This window comes from Rhizobium sp. BT04, assembly GCF_030053135.1.
Taxonomy (GTDB): Bacteria; Pseudomonadota; Alphaproteobacteria; order Rhizobiales; family Rhizobiaceae; genus Rhizobium; species Rhizobium binxianense.
In genome coordinates this window covers 4,387,105-4,403,673 of sequence record NZ_CP125652.1, presented here as the reverse complement: position 1 = coordinate 4,403,673, position 16,569 = coordinate 4,387,105, and the positions used below count along the sequence as shown (strand labels likewise).

The 16,569-nt window shown below is 61.9% G+C and carries 11 protein-coding genes; 9 read left to right on the top strand and 2 right to left on the bottom strand.

Translation table 11 applies throughout. The annotated features are described in order from the left end of the window. Nucleotides 1-248 precede the first annotated feature (248 nt). The 6 genes from QMO82_RS29885 (at nucleotide 249) to QMO82_RS29860 (ending at nucleotide 7,696) form a co-directional block, all read left to right on the top strand. A complete protein-coding gene (locus QMO82_RS29885) occupies nucleotides 249-1,571 on the top strand; it encodes an efflux RND transporter periplasmic adaptor subunit (RefSeq protein WP_183606265.1) in 1,323 nt (440 codons plus the stop codon). Next, nucleotides 1,568-4,687 carry an efflux RND transporter permease subunit gene (locus tag QMO82_RS29880; protein WP_183606264.1) on the top strand — a complete coding sequence of 1,040 codons (3,120 nt, stop codon included), beginning with the start codon at nucleotides 1,568-1,570 and terminating at the stop codon, nucleotides 4,685-4,687. Before QMO82_RS29885 ends, QMO82_RS29880 begins: the two co-directional genes overlap by 4 nt. A gap of 215 nt (nucleotides 4,688-4,902) precedes the next feature. Then, nucleotides 4,903-6,195 carry an Hsp70 family protein gene (locus QMO82_RS29875; RefSeq protein WP_183606263.1) on the top strand — a complete coding sequence of 431 codons (1,293 nt, stop codon included), beginning with the start codon at nucleotides 4,903-4,905 and terminating at the stop codon, nucleotides 6,193-6,195. A 68-nt stretch (nucleotides 6,196-6,263) separates the two neighbouring features. Then, the gene (locus QMO82_RS29870) at nucleotides 6,264-7,166 is read left to right on the top strand and encodes a uracil-DNA glycosylase family protein (RefSeq protein ID WP_183606262.1); all 903 of its coding nucleotides are present in this window, start codon (nucleotides 6,264-6,266) and stop codon (nucleotides 7,164-7,166) included. Nucleotides 7,167-7,297: 131 nt separating this feature from the next. Beyond that, nucleotides 7,298-7,489 (top strand): hypothetical protein, encoded by a 192-nt coding sequence (locus QMO82_RS29865; protein ID WP_003546802.1) that lies wholly within the window; start codon nucleotides 7,298-7,300, stop codon nucleotides 7,487-7,489. Nucleotides 7,490-7,540: 51 nt separating this feature from the next. Continuing rightward, entirely contained in the window at nucleotides 7,541-7,696 is a 156-nt protein-coding gene (locus tag QMO82_RS29860; RefSeq protein ID WP_183606261.1) for a hypothetical protein, read from the top strand. Here the strand turns inward: QMO82_RS29860 and QMO82_RS29855 are convergent, their stop codons facing one another. Next, nucleotides 7,697-8,569, bottom strand: a complete 873-nt coding sequence (locus QMO82_RS29855) for a hypothetical protein (RefSeq protein WP_183606260.1) — start codon at nucleotides 8,567-8,569, stop codon at nucleotides 7,697-7,699. Between the two features lie 244 nt (nucleotides 8,570-8,813). Continuing rightward, on the bottom strand, nucleotides 8,814-9,752 hold the full coding sequence (locus QMO82_RS29850; RefSeq protein WP_183606259.1) for a DMT family transporter: 939 nt from the start codon (nucleotides 9,750-9,752) through the stop codon (nucleotides 8,814-8,816). 346 nt (nucleotides 9,753-10,098) lie between these two features. Between QMO82_RS29850 and QMO82_RS29845 the strand changes: the two genes are divergently transcribed. From QMO82_RS29845 to QMO82_RS29835, 3 genes are all read left to right on the top strand, one after another. After that, nucleotides 10,099-11,205 carry a methyl-accepting chemotaxis protein gene (locus tag QMO82_RS29845; RefSeq protein ID WP_283196559.1) on the top strand — a complete coding sequence of 369 codons (1,107 nt, stop codon included), beginning with the start codon at nucleotides 10,099-10,101 and terminating at the stop codon, nucleotides 11,203-11,205. A gap of 187 nt (nucleotides 11,206-11,392) precedes the next feature. Then, the gene (pepN, locus tag QMO82_RS29840; RefSeq protein WP_183606258.1) at nucleotides 11,393-14,041 is read left to right on the top strand and encodes an aminopeptidase N; all 2,649 of its coding nucleotides are present in this window, start codon (nucleotides 11,393-11,395) and stop codon (nucleotides 14,039-14,041) included. 192 nt (nucleotides 14,042-14,233) lie between these two features. Then, on the top strand, nucleotides 14,234-16,543 hold the full coding sequence (locus QMO82_RS29835; protein WP_183606257.1) for a PAS domain-containing sensor histidine kinase: 2,310 nt from the start codon (nucleotides 14,234-14,236) through the stop codon (nucleotides 16,541-16,543). Nucleotides 16,544-16,569 lie beyond the last annotated feature (26 nt).

Here is a 16,569-nt window from a genome sequence, read left to right as displayed (position 1 = left end):
GGGTTGATATCGTCTCGTCGTGAGCCGCCTGCCCCAGCGCCGTCGAACGGCATCGAGTTACTCTGGGTCTATATTAGTATAGTTTGAATATTACGGAATATTCATTACAAAAATTTAAGCCGTTATAACCACTTAGTGATCGCGAACCGGGAATTATGTCTTTTTTGCGCCGCAATATAAGCGGCTCTATCAGGGCATAAAATTCGCAACCTTGCCCCCGCAACCTTGCCCAAAAACCGGTCTCGCCCATGAAGAAATTTTGGATCACCGTCAGCATTATCGCAGTTGCCGCCGTCGGCGTCTGGCAATCCGGGAATCTGCTCCCCTATGCCTCCCGCATTCCCTACCTCTCGCAGTTCATCAAGCAGCCGGCCGGCGGCAATGGCGGCGGGCAGCAAGACCATGGTGATCAGGCCCATGGTGATCAGGCACAGGGCGATCAGGCGCAGAACGGTGGGCAACAGCAGGGCGGCGGGCGCAGACGTGGCGGCGGCGGCCCGACCGTCGTCAAAACAGTCGCGGCGGTGAAAACGACGCTGCCGATGGATGTGACCGCTTCCGGCTGGGCCGATGCCGATGACAACACGACCATCGCCGCACAGGAACAGGGCCTGATCGTCAGCATCAATGCGCAGGATGGGGCGACCGTCAAAGCCGGCGATCTGATCGCCAAGCTGGACGACCGGACGGCCAAGGCGGCTGTCGACAAGGACAATGCGATGATCGTGCGCGACACGGCAACCCTTGCGGAATCAGAGACCGCATTGACACGCGCGCAGGATCTCTTCAACCAGAAGGCCGGCACCCAGCAGAGCCTCGACCAAGCGGTCGCCGCCCGCGATACCGCAGCCGCCACGGTCGATGCCGACAAGGCGTCCCTTGCCTCCGATCAGATCATCCTCGAAAACACCGACATCCGCGCGCCCTTCGACGGCCGGCTCGGCGATATCGCCATCAGCAAGGGCGCCTTCCTCAATGCCGGCTCGGCAATCGTCACCATCGCCAAATACGATCCGATCTATGTGAAATTCCACCTGCAGGAACGCTATCTGCGTGTGCTGAAAAAAGCCCTGGCAGCCGGTCCGGTCGAGGTCAGCACGGTTCCCGCGTCCACCAAGGGGCAGGTCAGGAAGGGCGAGATCAGCTTCTACGACAACACGGTCGACACCGCCTCGGGCACGATCCTCGCCAAGGCGAAATTCGAGAATGCCTCCGGCGCGCTCTGGCCCGGCCAGTCGGTCAACATCGTGGTACATTTCGACAATGACGAACAGCAGGTGGTCGTGCCGACGGTTGCCGTCAGCCCCGGCCCCGACGGTTTCCTCGCCTTCGTCGCCAAGGACGGCAAATCACATCTGACGCCGGTCACTATCGCCCGCGCCAATGGCGGCTTCACCGCCATCGAATCGGGCCTTCAGGCCGGCGATCATGTCGTCGTCGAGGGCCAGGGCCAGCTCAGCGACGAGCAGGCGATCAACGAGCAGTTCGACGAAAAGGCGCTTGATGTCGCTTCCGCCGAAGAGCCTCGGCAGCAGCAATCCGAGACGATCGCGGTGGGAGCTCAGCAATGATCCCCAATTTCTGTATCCAGCGCCCCGTCGCGACGACGCTGCTTGCCATCGGCGTCATTCTGGCCGGCCTTGCCGGTTACCAGCTCGTCCCGGTCGCAGCCCTGCCACAGGTCGATTTTCCCACTATCAACGTTTCGGCACAGTTGAGCGGCGCCTCGCCGCAGACGATGGCGACGTCGGTTGCGACACCGCTGATCAAGCAGTTCGAGACCATTCCCGGGATCAGCGAAATCAGCGCATCGAGCTCGCTCGGCAGCAGCAGCATCGTGCTGCAGTTCGATCTCAACCGCGATATCGACGCGGCTGCAGCCGACGTCCAGGCGGCGATCTCGCATGCGACCCGGCAACTGCCCGACAATCTGACGACGCCGCCGAGCTACCGCAAGACCAACCCGGCCGACGCGCCTGTCATGTTGCTCTCGGTGCAGAGCAACACCCTGCCGCGCAGCAAGCTCGACGAGATCGCCGAGGACATCATCTCGCCGTCGCTGTCGACACTTCCGGGCGTTGCCCAGGTCAGCGTCTACGGTGCGCAGACCTATGCCGTGCGCGTCGAGGTCGATCCCAACAAGCTTTTGACCCGCGGCATCGGCATCGATACCGTCAACAAGGCGCTGTCTGCGGCCAACAGCCAGCAGCCTGTCGGCACGCTGCAGAACAATTCGCAGAGCATGACCATCACGGCGAATACGCAGCGCACCAACGCAGAGCAATTCCGCTCGCTGGTCATTGCCAATCCGAACGGCGCGCCGATTCACCTTGGCGATATCGCCGAAGTGCAGGACAGTGTCGAGAACCAGTATACCGGCAGCTGGTATGACGGCCAGCGCGGCATCATTCTCGCCATCCAGCGTCAGCCGGATGCCAACACCGTCGATGTCGTCGATGCGATCAACGCCAAGCTGCCGCAGCTGCACGCGGAAATTCCGCCTTCGGTCAACACCATCGTCATGAACGATGCCGCAAAACCGATTCGCGCCGCCATTGCCGACGTGAAATTCACGCTGCTGCTGACGATCGGTCTCGTCGTCCTGGTCATCTACCTCTTCACCGGCCATGCCACGGCAACGATCATTCCGGGACTTGCCGTTCCGCTATCGCTGATCTCGACCTTCGGCATGATGTATGTGCTCGGCTACAGCATCGACAACATCTCGCTGCTCGGGCTGACGCTCGCGGTGGGGCTGGTGGTGGACGACGCGATCGTCATGCTCGAAAACATCCTGCGCCATGTCGAGGAAGGCATGCCGGTGCGGGAAGCGGCGATCAAGGGTGCCGGCGAAGTCAGCTACACCATCATTTCCATGTCGGTTTCGCTGATCGCGGTGTTCATCCCGATCCTGCTGATGGGCGGCGTCGTCGGCCGGGTATTCAACGAATTCGGCATGGTGGTCGCCATCGCCATCATCTCGTCGGCGATCGTCTCGCTGACCGTGACGCCGATGCTCGGCTCGCGGCTCTCCAACAATCACAGCCGCCCGCCGCTCCTCATCCGCATCTTCGATGCCGGCTTCGAGCGGACGCTCAACGGCTATGACAGGGCGGTCGGCTGGTGCCTGCAGCATCGCCTGACGATCCTCGGGGTTTTCCTCGGCTCGGTGGCGCTGACGGTCTATTTCTTCATGACGCTGCCGACGAGCTTCTTCCCGCAGGAAGATATCGGCCGCCTGACGGTCAGCACCCAGGCGCGGCAGGACATTTCCTATTCCGCCATGGAGGCGCTGCAGCAGCAGGCGGCAGCCGCCGTCAAGGCGAACCCGGCGGTCAATCACGTGATGTCGACGATCGGCGGCAACCCGAACAAACCGCAGAACAACGGCTCGATGTTCGTCGAGCTCAAGGACAAGACGGAGCGTCCGCCGCTTGACCAGACGCTGCGCGAGCTGCGCACGGCGATCAACAAGATCCCCGGATTGCAGGCCTTCGTGACGCCGAACCAGAGCCTGCGTTTCGGCGGCCGCCAGACCGCCAGCCAGTATCAGCTGGTGGTGCAGGCGCTGAGCGCCGATCAGACCAACCTGTGGGCCGGCAAGATCCAGGCGGCGATGCGTGGCGACCGAGACCTGTTCACCGATGTGACATCGGACGCCCAGAACAACGCCCTGCAGGCCAATATCGTCATCGACACCGAGCGGGCAGCCGCTTACGGGATCGACAACGACACGCTTCGCACGACCCTGCAGGAATCCTTCAGCGGATATGCGGCTGCGGAAATCCAGTCGACCGGCGACAGCTACGACGTCATCGTCGAATACGACACCAGCAAACCCTGGGACGACCAGAAGCTGTCGGAGATCCGTGTCGCCTCCTCCAATGGCAGCCTGGTGCCGCTGTCGAACTTCGCGCATGTGCAACGCACCACCGGCCCGGTCACCATCAACCAGACGGGCCAGCTGGTCTCGACCACGGTTTCCTTCAACCTGCCGGAAGGAGTGTCGCTCAGCAATGCCACGGCGGCGATCGATCAGATCAAGAAGGACATCAGCGTTCCGGCAGACGTCTTCACCTCCTATGGCGGCACGGCGGAGATCTTCCAGCAGTCGCAGGGCAATACCGCCTATCTGATCCTGGCGGCCATTCTGACCATTTATGTCGTGCTCGGCGTGCTCTATGAAAGCTTCATCCATCCGCTCACCATCCTCTCCGGCCTGCCGGCGGCGGCCTTCGGTGCGCTGCTAGCGTTGAAGATCATGGGCTTCGACCTGTCGATCATCGCCCTCATCGGCCTGTTGATGCTGATCGGCATCGTCAAGAAGAATGCAATCATGATGATCGACGTGGCGGTGGAGACGATGCGCACGACGGGCGAGAAGGCGACGGCGGCGATCCACGAGGCCTGCGTGCGACGCTTCCGGCCGATCATGATGACGACCTTCTGCGCCCTGCTCGGTGCCCTGCCGATCGCGCTCGGCACCGGCGCAAGCTCCGAGCTGCGCCAGCCGCTCGGTATCGCCGTTGTCGGCGGCCTGATCGTCTCGCAGATGCTGACGCTGTTCATCACCCCGGTCATCTTCGTCGAGATGGACCGCTTCGGCAATTTCCTCGGCCGCCTGATCGGCGGAAAGAAGGTCGAGGAGCCGCAGGTACAAGAGGCAAGGGCAATGGCTGCCGAGTGATGACGGCCCTCTGAGTTCGGCATTGCCGATTGCCCCTTGCGGCGCACTTCTTCTTTCACCGGGAGAAGAAGTGCGCCTCGATCACATCAACTTTCGCTCCTCTTGAATGTGTCACGCCTCTGTGGCATCACCCGCCCTCCTTGATCCGGGCGTTCCCACGCCCTTGCGGAGCAACGCTCCGTCTCCAATAACAATCGGCATGAAGAGGTGCGGGCATGGCTCAGGCGCTGGGTTTGGACTTCGGCACGACGAATACGGTTCTCGCCATGGCGGATGGCGGGGCGACACGCTCGATGGCGTTCACGAGCACGGCAGGCACGGCCGACAGCATGCGCACGGCGCTGTCCTTCATGAAGGACGCGCAGCTCGGCGCTTCGGCGCTGAAGGTGGAGGCGGGCCATGCGGCGATCCGCCAGTTCATCGACAATCCCGGCGACTGCCGCTTCCTGCAGTCGATCAAGACCTTTGCGGCCAGCGCGCTCTTCCAGGGCACAATCGTCTTCGGCAAGCGGCAGAGCTTCGAAGACCTGATGGAAATCTTCATCCGGCGCCTTCGCCATTACGCAGGCGAGAGTTGGCCCGATGATGCCAGCCGCATCATCGCCGGCCGTCCGGTGCATTTCGCCGGCGCCAATCCGGACCCGGCGCTTGCGGTGCAGCGCTACAACGAGGCGCTGACGCGGTTCGGCTTTCCGGAAATTCATTATGTCTACGAGCCTGTTGCGGCTGCCTTCTACTTTGCGCAGAACCTGAAGTCCGATGCGACCGTGCTCGTCGCCGACTTCGGCGGCGGTACGACGGACTATTCGCTGATCCGCTTCGAGAGCAGGGCCGGCAAACTGACGGCAACGCCGATCGGCCATTCGGGTGTCGGTGTGGCCGGCGACCATTTCGATGCGCGCATGATCGACAACATCGTCGCGCCGCAGATCGGCAAGGGCAGCCATTTCAAGAGCTTCGACAAGATCCTTGAGGTGCCGTCAAACTACTATGCGAGCTTCAGCCGCTGGAACCAGCTGTCGATCTTCAAGACCTCGCGGGAATTCGAGGATCTCAAGAAGCTGGTGCGCACGGCGCTGGAACCAGAGAAGCTGGAGATCTTCGTCGACCTGATCGACCATGACGAGGGCTATCCGCTCTATCAGGCCGTCTCTGCAACGAAAATGGCGCTTTCCTCCGCCGAAGAGGCTCCGTTCGATTTCGCCCCGCTCGGCCGCGGCGGCCATCGCACGATCAAGCGCAGCGATTTCGAAAGCTGGATCGTCGATGACCTCGCCCGTATTGAAGGCGCGCTCGACGAAGTGCTCGACAAGACCGAGACGAAACCGTCGGAGATCGACAAGGTGTTCCTGACCGGCGGCACCTCCTTCGTGCCGGCGGTGCGGCGCATTTTCACCGAGCGCTTCGACAGCGACAAGATCGAGAGCGGCGGCGAGCTGTTGTCGATCGCCCACGGCCTGGCGCTGATCGGCGAACGCGACGACATCGCGCAATGGACTGTGCAATAGCGCCGGCAAGGGCGGGCAATCTGTCGCCTGCCCTTTCCATGCCACAGTCTCTCCGCTAAACCTGTCGGATGATCTCCGCCAACGACCTTTCCCCCGCCGAGCTTGCAGCGCTTCTGCATTTCCATGCGGATGCCGGCGTGGAATGGCTGCTGGAAGAAGAGGCGATCGACCGCTTCGCCGAGTTCGAGGCGATGAAGGTTGCCCGGCGCCCGGCGACACAGGTGCAGCCGCAACCTTCCGTCGAAGAACGTTCCGGTCCCGGGGAAGGCCGGACACCGCCGCGTCCGCATGTAGCAGCACGCCCGGCGCCCGCCGCGATCGCCGCGTCCGGCCCCCAACCGGCGATTCCGGATGGCGAGGCTGTGCAACAGGCGCGTTTCGTCGCCGAAACGGCGCGGTCGCTCGCAGAACTCAAGACCGCGATCGAAGCCTTCAACGGCTGTAATCTCAAGCACAGCGCCCGCTCGACCATCTTTGCCACCGGTGATGCCGAAAGCGGTATCATGGTGATCGGCTCGGCGCCGGGCGCCGAAGACGATCGCGAAGGCGCGCCCTTCTCGGGAAAATCCGGCCAGCTGTTCGACAAGATGCTAGCGGCGATCGGGCTGACGCGTTCGAGCGTCTTGCTGACGCAGGTCATCCCCTGGCGGCCACCCGGCAATCGCGCACCCTCGGCAGCGGAAATGGACATCTGCCGCCCGTTTATCGAACGGCAGATCGCGCTGGCCGAACCGAAGGCGATTCTGCTGCTCGGCAATTTTTCGGCCCGCTTCTTCTTCGGCGAAAACGACACGATCCACGGCCTGCGCGGCCGCTGGAAGGAGATTGCCGTGGCGGACTGTGTCATTCCTGCCATAGCCAGCCTGCATCCGCAGGATCTGTTAACCGCACCGGTCAATAAAAGGCTGGCCTGGAACGACCTGCTCGCCTTTCAAGCGAAGCTTAAGTCCCTCTCTTTGCTTAGAAATTAGCCAAAGTTGAAGAATTTATGAATCTATCTATGCGTTGGATGCATGGCTGCATCCCGCCGTGGTGCATTGCGGAATCTATGCTGCATCGCAATATCAGCTGTGTCTTGGGAGGAATCACAGGAACCAAGGCCATGAACAAGCGTTTTCGTCCTATCCATAGCGGGTTTGAAACCCTTCGCCTCGCCGGCGACCAGGTTCGTTCCACTCAAGGCTACAGCCGTTTCGGCTTTGCCACGAACGAACAAATGATTGCCCGCGGCACCGGCATCAACAGCCGCACGGCGCGTCCGAACGCGATTTTTTCGGACTTCCAGCAATATTGAGCGGCAGGCGGGTTGCCTGCCCTTTCGCGTCAAATCCACGAGTACTTGAAAATGTCCACGATCCTCTCGCTTTTGCGCACAATCGACACGTTCGAGCATATCCGCGTCGCGATCTGCGCCGCGCGGGAATATGAGCGCGAGCTTTCGGTGAAGCCGGCCGATGCTGGCGGACGCGAGGGCGTGAGTGCAGCGGCAATCGTTCTCTGATCAGCCGGCCGTCTCATCCATCCGGGCCTTTGCCCATTCGAAGGCTTCGTCGACATAGGCAAATTTGACCGCCTGCCAGGCGCAGTATTCCTCGACGAACTTCCGTGATATCCAGAGATGCGCCTTGCGTGGTTCGTCGTCCCAGCCGACGCAGCCGCGTTGCGCCGCCTTTGCCAACAGCCTTTGGAGGTGGGTGCGCGACATCATGAAATCGGCCGCGAGCGCGCGGGTTTCGACGCGGCCGACGGAATACCTCTCCGCCTCGGTGTGTTCTATATCCATCCGGGCGATGAAATTGTCGACGACGAGGCCTCCGGCTTCCGTCCAGAGGAACAGCGCCACCTGTTCCGGCGGCTCTCGCCAGGCGGCATCCTCCAGGCAATGGCGGGCAATGCGCGGCTGAACGAGCCGCATCAATGTCGGGTTTGCCTGGAAAAACGCTGCTCTTTGACCGCCGTCGAGCAGGTCGAGCGCACCGAGATTGCCGAGAATCCAGGCAAACATCGCCTGATGGCTGACATCGGCCGGCTCGAAATGCCGTGGCCGCCGCCGCTCGTCGCCGGGCGTGTGAACAATGAAGCGGTAGGTAAAGAGCTCTTCGATGAAGGCGAGCACGGTGTTGCGGCTCGCCACCTTATGCGCGGTGATGCGCGCGGTCAGCCGAACGGCGGTGAAACCCGACGTCGGGTCGCTCGGATCATATTCCAGATTGAGGGCATAGGCGGTCTGGGTCAGAAGCCAGCGCTGATGCGAAGCGAGCAATCGCGCCAACCGCGGGCCGGCATCGAACATGCCGCGCATCTGCGCGGCCAAAAAGCGGATGCTCAGCAGAAAGGAGCAGTTCCCCGCCAATTGCTCCGCCGTGAATGCCATTATGCTTTTCTCCACCTCCGCTCACAGCCCAGCGTTCGGAGCAGCAATACCGAAGACCTCCCGGCATCAGCGGCCATTCAGACATGCACGGCTTCGAATAAATGATACTCTCTCACCTTCAACAAACATATTCCACGAAAGGACGATATCCCAAGAATTCACCATTCTTTTCGCTTTCTGCGAGCAATTTCCCCGTCGCGGCGATTTTCGCCTTAAAAGCTTTGATATCATGAGCTTGCAGGCGTCAGGCTTGCGGCGTCGTGGCCTTGCGCGCCTCTCTCTGCTCGATGCCCAGCTGATGCTCGCGATAGATGATGAAGATGCCGGCGGAGATGACGATGAGCGTGCCGATCAGCATGGTGACGCTCGGCACGTCGCCGAAGACGAAATAGGCGACGATGCTGCCGAGCAGGATGGAGGTATATTCGAACGGCGCGATGGTGGAGACGTCGGCATGGCGATAACTTTCCGTCAGCAGGATCTGCGCGACGCCACCGCAAAAACCGGCCGCGACCAGATAGAGTGCCGACGGCCATGGCAGGATGAGCCAGCCGAAAGGCAGGGAGGCCAGTGAGAAGACCGAGGCGGTGAGCGAGAAGTACAGCACGATCGTCGCTGTCTTCTCCTCCTCGACGAGACGACGCACCTGGATCATCGCCATGCCGCCGAGAACGGCCGAGAGCAGCACCGAGAGCGCCCCGACGGCCTGTTCGGCCTCCATGCCGCCCTCGCGAAACAGCGTGAGCTTCGGCCATGAGACGATGGCGACGCCGACGATGCCGACCAGGACTGCGCTCCAGCGATAGATGCGCACGGTCTCGCCGAGAAAGACGGCGGCAAAGATGACGGCAACGAGCGGCAAGGCGTAGCCGAGCGCGATCGCCTCCGGCAGCGGCAGATGCAGGAGGCCGTAGAAACCGAAAGCCATCGACATAATGCCGATCGTGCCGCGCTTGAGGTGACCGACCGGATTGGCGGTGTAGAAGGCGGCGCGCAACTGCCCGATATAGGCGAGATAGGCGATGATCGGGAAGAGCGCGAAGAACGATCTGCAGAACGTTACCTGACCCGGCGGGATCTCCGAGCCGGCCAGCTTGATGAAGGTCTGCATGGCCAGGAAGACCACGACCGATGAGACTTTTAGCGCAATGCCTCTCATCGGGTTTCTGAGAACCGAGTGCATGATCCTGGCTCTTAATACTGACTTAAGCGGAACGGGGGACGCGTTCGACTCAGGAACGCCGTGGATGACGTCTTGCATCGTAACGAAAGAAAATCCCGATTGGCGAAAAAACCGCAAGCAACATCAGAGAATCACAGAATCGCCGCCAGCTGCAGGCTCAACCGTGCTGCTTATGCGCCACTGCTCTGAAATTTCCCGTTTTGAGCCATTCACCCCGAAAATGTTCATCTCGCGGGGCGAGCCGTTAACCAATTGAAAACCATAGGCAAGCATCGTTTTTATCGCTGATCTCGAAATTTTTCTTCACCACATAAACAAGTGCCCGCTCCTTCCAGGATCCCATTTGATGAAGCCGCTTAGCGCCGAAACCATTGCCCAGTCGCAGAATGCGACACCGCGGTCCATGCGCGTCGTCACCGACGGCATCAGCACCGACCTCGAGCGCTTCAGCGCCGACAACACCCATATCGTCAAGCAGATCAAGCTGCTCGCGATCAATGCGCTGATCGAGGCGGCACGGGCCGGCGAGACCGGCAAGGGTTTTGCGGTCGTTGCCAACGAGGTGCAGCGGCTGGCGCAGATCGCCACCGACATCACCGGCAGGTTCGAGAGCAACGTGCTCGGCCGCATCGGCCTCAGCCGCGCCATGGCGGATTCGCTGGTCGAGGAGATGGAGGGCGTCCGCCTCACTGATCTCGCGCAGACGCTGGTGCAGCTCATCGTCCGCAACCTTTTCGAGCGCACGGCCGATGTGCGCTGGTGGGCGACGGACCCGGCACTCTGGCAGGCGCTGCAGAACCCGGATCGGGAAACCGTCGCCTTTGCGGCAGAGCGTCTCGGCGCCATCAACCGCTTCTACACCGTCTATCTCGATCTCGTCATGACCGATCTCTCGGGCAAGGTGATGGCGTCCGCCAATCCCAAGTTCCAGCGCAAGATCGCCGGCACCAGCCTTGCCGGCGATCCGTGGTTCCGCGCGGCGTCTGCCTGTTCCTCCGGCGACGCTTATATCGTCGACGAGGTCAAGGCGAGCCCGATCCATGACAACAGGCATGCGCTTGTCTATGCCACGGGCATCCGCGAAGAGGGCAAGCTCGACGGACGGCTGGTCGGCACGCTCGGCGTCTATTTCGACTGGCAGAACCAGGGCCAGGCGATCGTCGAGAAGGAGGCGAACCTACCGCCGCAGCTGGCGGAAAGAACGACGGTCATGCTGCTCGACGGCAAGAGCCGGGTGATCGCCACCACCAATCCCGCCCTGCTGTTTTCGCATTTCGCCCTCGCCAACCCCAACGGCCAGGCGAAAGGCAGCTATTACGACAATGACGGCTCGATCGTCGCCTTCGCACGCACCCTCGGCTACGAGGATTACGACGGGCTCGGCTGGTATGGCGTCGTCGTGCAGCGGACCGAAAGCGACGCGACGATCAAGGCCGCGCTCAATCTGAAGTAGAGTCTCCCTCCCTGGCAGCCGCAGTCATCCGTCCCAATCAGGTATTTTGCCCGCGAACTTCGTGTTCGCGGGCAATTTGCTTTAACTTTAGTTCAGACTTTAATGTAATCATGCCCGGCAAATTTATGGCAGAGTGCGCCCGCCTCTGTATTCCGCGGTTGTCAAATAACGGTCTTCAGGAAACACCATGCGAACAGATACCGGCCAGGTCATTCATCTGGCAGATTACCGTCCCACCGACTTCGTGCTGGAACGCGTGGACCTGACCTTCGAACTCGACCCAACGGAGACAAAAGTCGAGGCCCGTCTGATCTTTCATCGCCGCCCGGGCACTGATCCGACGGCGCCGATCGTGCTCGACGGCGACGAGCTGACGCTGTCGGGGCTGCTGTTCGACCAGGTGGAGATGGATCCTGCGCGTTATGACGCGACACCGGAAAGCCTGACGGTGCGCGACCTGCCGGAGAGTGCGCCCTTCGAGCTGACGATCACCACGGTCATCAATCCCGAAGCCAATACCCAGCTGATGGGCCTCTACCGCACCGGCGGCATCTACTGCACGCAATGCGAGGCCGAAGGCTTCCGCCGTATCACCTATTTCCCCGACCGGCCCGACGTGCTTGCGCCGTTCACGGTCAACATCATCGCCGACAAGGACGCCAACCCGCTGCTTTTGTCGAACGGCAACTTCCTCGGCGGTGCCGGCTACGGCCCCGGCAAGCATTTCGCCGCCTGGTTCGACCCGCATCCGAAGCCGAGCTATCTCTTCGCGCTCGTCGCCGGCGATCTCGGCGTTGTCGAAGACACCTTCACCACCATGTCCGGCCGCGAGGTGGTGCTGAAGATCTATGTCGAGCATGGCAAGGAGCCGCGCGCCGCCTATGCGATGGACGCGCTGAAACGCTCGATGAAATGGGACGAAGAGCGGTTCGGACGCGAATACGATCTCGACATCTTCATGATCGTCGCCGTCTCCGACTTCAACATGGGGGCGATGGAGAACAAGGGCCTCAACGTCTTCAACGACAAATATGTACTTGCCGATCCGGAGCTCGCGACCGATGCCGACTACGCCAATATCGAGGCGATCATCGCGCATGAATATTTCCACAACTGGACCGGCAACCGCATCACCTGCCGCGACTGGTTCCAGCTATGCCTCAAGGAAGGCCTGACAGTCTATCGCGATCACGAATTCTCCTCCGACCAGCGCTCGCGCCCGGTCAAGCGCATCGCCGAGGTGCGCCACCTGAAATCGGAGCAATTCCCGGAAGATGGCGGCCCGCTCGCCCATCCGGTACGGCCGACGAAATATCGCGAGATCAACAATTTCTACACGACGACCGTCTATGAGAAGGGCAGCGAAGTCACGCGCATGATCGCGACGCTGCTCGGCAAGGACGGCTTCAAGAAGGGCCTGGACCTCTATTTCGATCGCCATGACGGCCAGGCCGTGACGATCGAGGATTTCGTCAAATGCTTCGAGGATGCGAGCGGGCGCGACCTCGCGCAATTCTCGCTCTGGTACCATCAGGCCGGCACGCCGCTCGTCACCGCATCGGGCAGCTATGATGCGGCGGCCGGCAGCTTCACCCTGTCGCTCGAGCAGATGATCCCGGCAACGCCCGGCCAGCCGACCAAGGAGCCGATGCATATTCCGCTCAGCCTGGCCCTCTTCGGCGAAAACGGCGGCAAACTCGAGCCGAGCTCGGTCGAGGGCGCGGAATATTCCGGCGAGGTGCTGCATCTCACAGGCCGTACCCAGACAGCGGTGTTCCACGGCATCGGCTCGCGCCCGGTCGTTTCGATCAACCGCAGCTTCTCGGCACCGATCAACCTGCATTTCGATCAGAGCCCGGCCGATCTCGCCCACCTTGCCCGCCATGAAACCGATCATTTCGCTCGCTGGCAGGCTCTGACCGATCTGGCGCTGCCGAACCTCCTGAAAGCCGCCCGCGACGCCCGTGAGGGCAAGCCTGTCATCTGCGAAGCGACATTCGTCGAGACGCTGCTTGCGGCGGCCGCCGACCAGAGCCTCGAGCCGGCGTTCCGCGCTCAGGCGCTGGCGCTGCCGAGCGAATCCGATATTGCCCGCGAACTCGGCAGCAACAACGATCCCGATGCCATCCACGCCGGCCGGCAGGCAATCCTGAAACAGATCGCCGAGGCCGGAAAGGATGTTTTTGCCGGCCTTTACGCCGCGATGACGACACCGGGCGATTTCAGCCCGGACGCGAAAAACGCCGGCCTCAGGGCGCTGCGAAACACTGCCCTCACCTATCTCTCGCATGCCGAGCAGACGCCGGCCCGCGCCAAGGCCGCCTTCGATGCAGCCAACAATATGACCGACCTCAGCCATGCGCTGACCATCCTCGCTCATCGTTTCCCCGACAGTGCCGAGACCAGCGAGGCGCTGGAAAGCTTCCGCGACCGTTTCGCCGGAAATGCGCTGGTCATCGACAAATGGTTCGCAATCCAGGCCGGCATTCCCGGCGCGAAAACCCTGGAGCGGGTCCGCGCCCTGATGCAAAATCCGCTGTTCAAGCGAACCAATCCGAACCGCATGCGGTCGCTGGTCGGCACCTTCGCCTTTGCCAACCCGACCGGCTTCGGCCGCGCCGACGGCGAAGGCTATCGCTTCCTTGCCGATCAGATTCTCGATATCGACGGGCGCAACCCACAGCTTGCCGCCCGCATTCTAACGTCGATGCGCTCCTGGCGCTCGCTGGAACCGGCGCGGGCCGATCACGCCCGCTCGGCGCTGATCGAGATCGAGCAGGCTCCCGGCCTTTCCACAGACGTGCGCGATATCGTCGAGCGCACGCTTAAAGGGTAATTCGCCTCAGTCGGCCGTCGCAAAAAATTCGGCGGCCGTTTGCCAAGCGGAATTGAATCGCTCGAAAAGCGCCAAATTATAAATAGTTAACGGATTTTTACCTTTGCCTCTGGACAAGGCGAATCACCCATGATTCTCTAGGTCAGGTTCGAGCGAGCGGCGCGCGAATCACACGAGGGACAAGGCAAAGAGATGATGGACGTGCGGCGGGCAACCGTGGCCGGAGGACGGCTGCGTGTCGATTTTGACGGGCTGAAAGCCTGGCGAGACAGCCTTTCCGGTCATGCGACATCGGAACCCCTTCTCCAGCATCTGCCGAAGGCCGAGCTGCTTCTGAAGCGCGCCATTCCGGCGCTGATCGTCGCCTTCCTCTTCGTTGTCGCCGCGTCGCATTTCCTCGGCATGCTCAGCGAATATTCCCGCCTGGAAGCCTCGGCCCGCCATGCCACGGCGCTTTCGGCAGCGACCGCGTCTGCCGTGTTTGCCGATGCGTCCGGCATCTTCGACAGCGGCGATGCCGCAGAAGCGCAGGCCCGGCTCGCCAGGTTCCTGCCGCAGGACCGGCTTGATAACGGCGCCTTCGTGCTGCTCGTGCAGGCAAGCGGCAAGGTCTTTGCCGCGACGACCGCCGGGCTTTCGTATGTCGGCAGCAATGTCGGCGATTTCTTCCCCGAGGTCTCGGCGATCCGGCGTTTCGGCGATCGCGCCGACGTCATCGAAACGACGATCGGCGGCGTGCCGCATTACGCCGAGATCACGTTGATGGGCAATACCGGCGGTTATATCGTCGCCGCTACCTCGCTCAACGAGATCGGCCGCCTCTGGCGCGAACAACTGGCGCTCAACGTCACGCTGTTTGCCGGCATCTCCTCGATCCTGCTGGTCATCCTCTATGCCTATTACACGCAGGTGAAGCGCGCCCGCGACGCCGACGACATCTTTCTGGAATCGAACCTGCGCGTCGAGACGGCGCTGTCGCGCGGCCGCTGCGGCCTCTGGGACTTCGATTTCGAGAACCGCGAATTCTTCTGGTCGCGCTCGATGTACGACATGCTCGGCCTGCCGGGTTCCGACAAGACGATGGGCTTCGGCGAAGCCGCGCGGCTGATGCATCCCGATGACGGCGGGCTCTACGAGATCGCCCGCGCTATCGCCAAGGGCCATTCCGGCCAGGTCGATCAGATCTTCAGGATGCGCCATGCTGGCGGCCACTATGTCTGGATGCGCGCCCGCGCCCAGGTGATCCGCAGCAATTCCGGCCGTATGCACCTGATCGGCATTGCCATGGACGTGACCGAACAGCATCGGCTCGCCCAACGCTATGCGGAAGCCGACCAGCGGCTCGCCGACGCCATCGAATGCACCTCGGAAGCCTTCGTGCTCTGGGACAAGAACGATCGGCTCGTCATGTGCAACACGCATTTCCAACAGGCCTACGGCTTGCCGGACAGCGTGCTGGTGCCGGGCACCGAGCGCTCGATCGTCAATGCCGCCGCGGCCCGCCCGGTCATCGAACGGCGGATCGCCGATGCCGATGGCCCCGGCTATTCGCGCACGACGGAAGTGCAGCTCGCCGACGAGCGCTGGCTGCAGATCAACGAGCGGCGTACCCGCGACGGCGGCAGGGTTTCGGTGGGAACCGACATCACGCTGATGAAACGCCATCAGGAGCGGCTGCGTGAATCCGAACGGCGGCTGATGGCGACGATCGGTGATCTCTCCGCCTCGCGCCAGACGCTGGAGAGCCAGAAATCCGAGCTTTCGACGGCCAACGCCAACTATCAGGCGGAAAAGGAACGCGCCGAGGCCGCCAATAAGGCGAAATCGGAATTCCTCGCCAATATGTCGCATGAGCTGCGCACGCCGCTCAACGCCATACTCGGCTTCTCGGAAATCCTGCAGAACCAGATGTTCGGGCCGCTCGGCTCGCTGAAATACGACGAATATGCCCGCGATATCCATGACAGCGGTAAACATCTGCTCAACGTCATCAACGACATTCTCGACATGTCGAAGATCGAGGCCGGCCACCTCAGGCTGCACTGTGAGCGCATCGATCTCGTGCCGCTGATCGAGGAAAGCCTGCGTTTCACCGCCATGCCCGCGGCTGAAAAGAACATCGTCATCGACCAGCGCATCTCATCCGGCCTGACGCTGATGGCCGACCGCCGGGCGATGAAACAGGTGCTGCTCAACCTGCTCTCCAATGCGGTGAAGTTCACCGACAACGGCGGCCGCATTGCGGTGCGCACGCGGCGCGTCGATGGCGCCGTCTTCGTCACCATCGCCGATACCGGCATCGGCATTCCGCGCTCGGCGCTGTCGAAGATCGGCCAACCCTTCGAACAGGTGCAGAGCCAGTATGCCAAGAGCAAGGGCGGTTCCGGCCTCGGGCTCGCCATCTCCCGCTCGCTGACCGCGCTGCACGGCGGCCGCATGAAGATCCGCTCGCGAGAGGCGGTGGGCACCGTGATCTCGCTGCGCATTCCGGATGCTGTTTAATGCGTGTCGCGCAAGGGTTCGCGGTG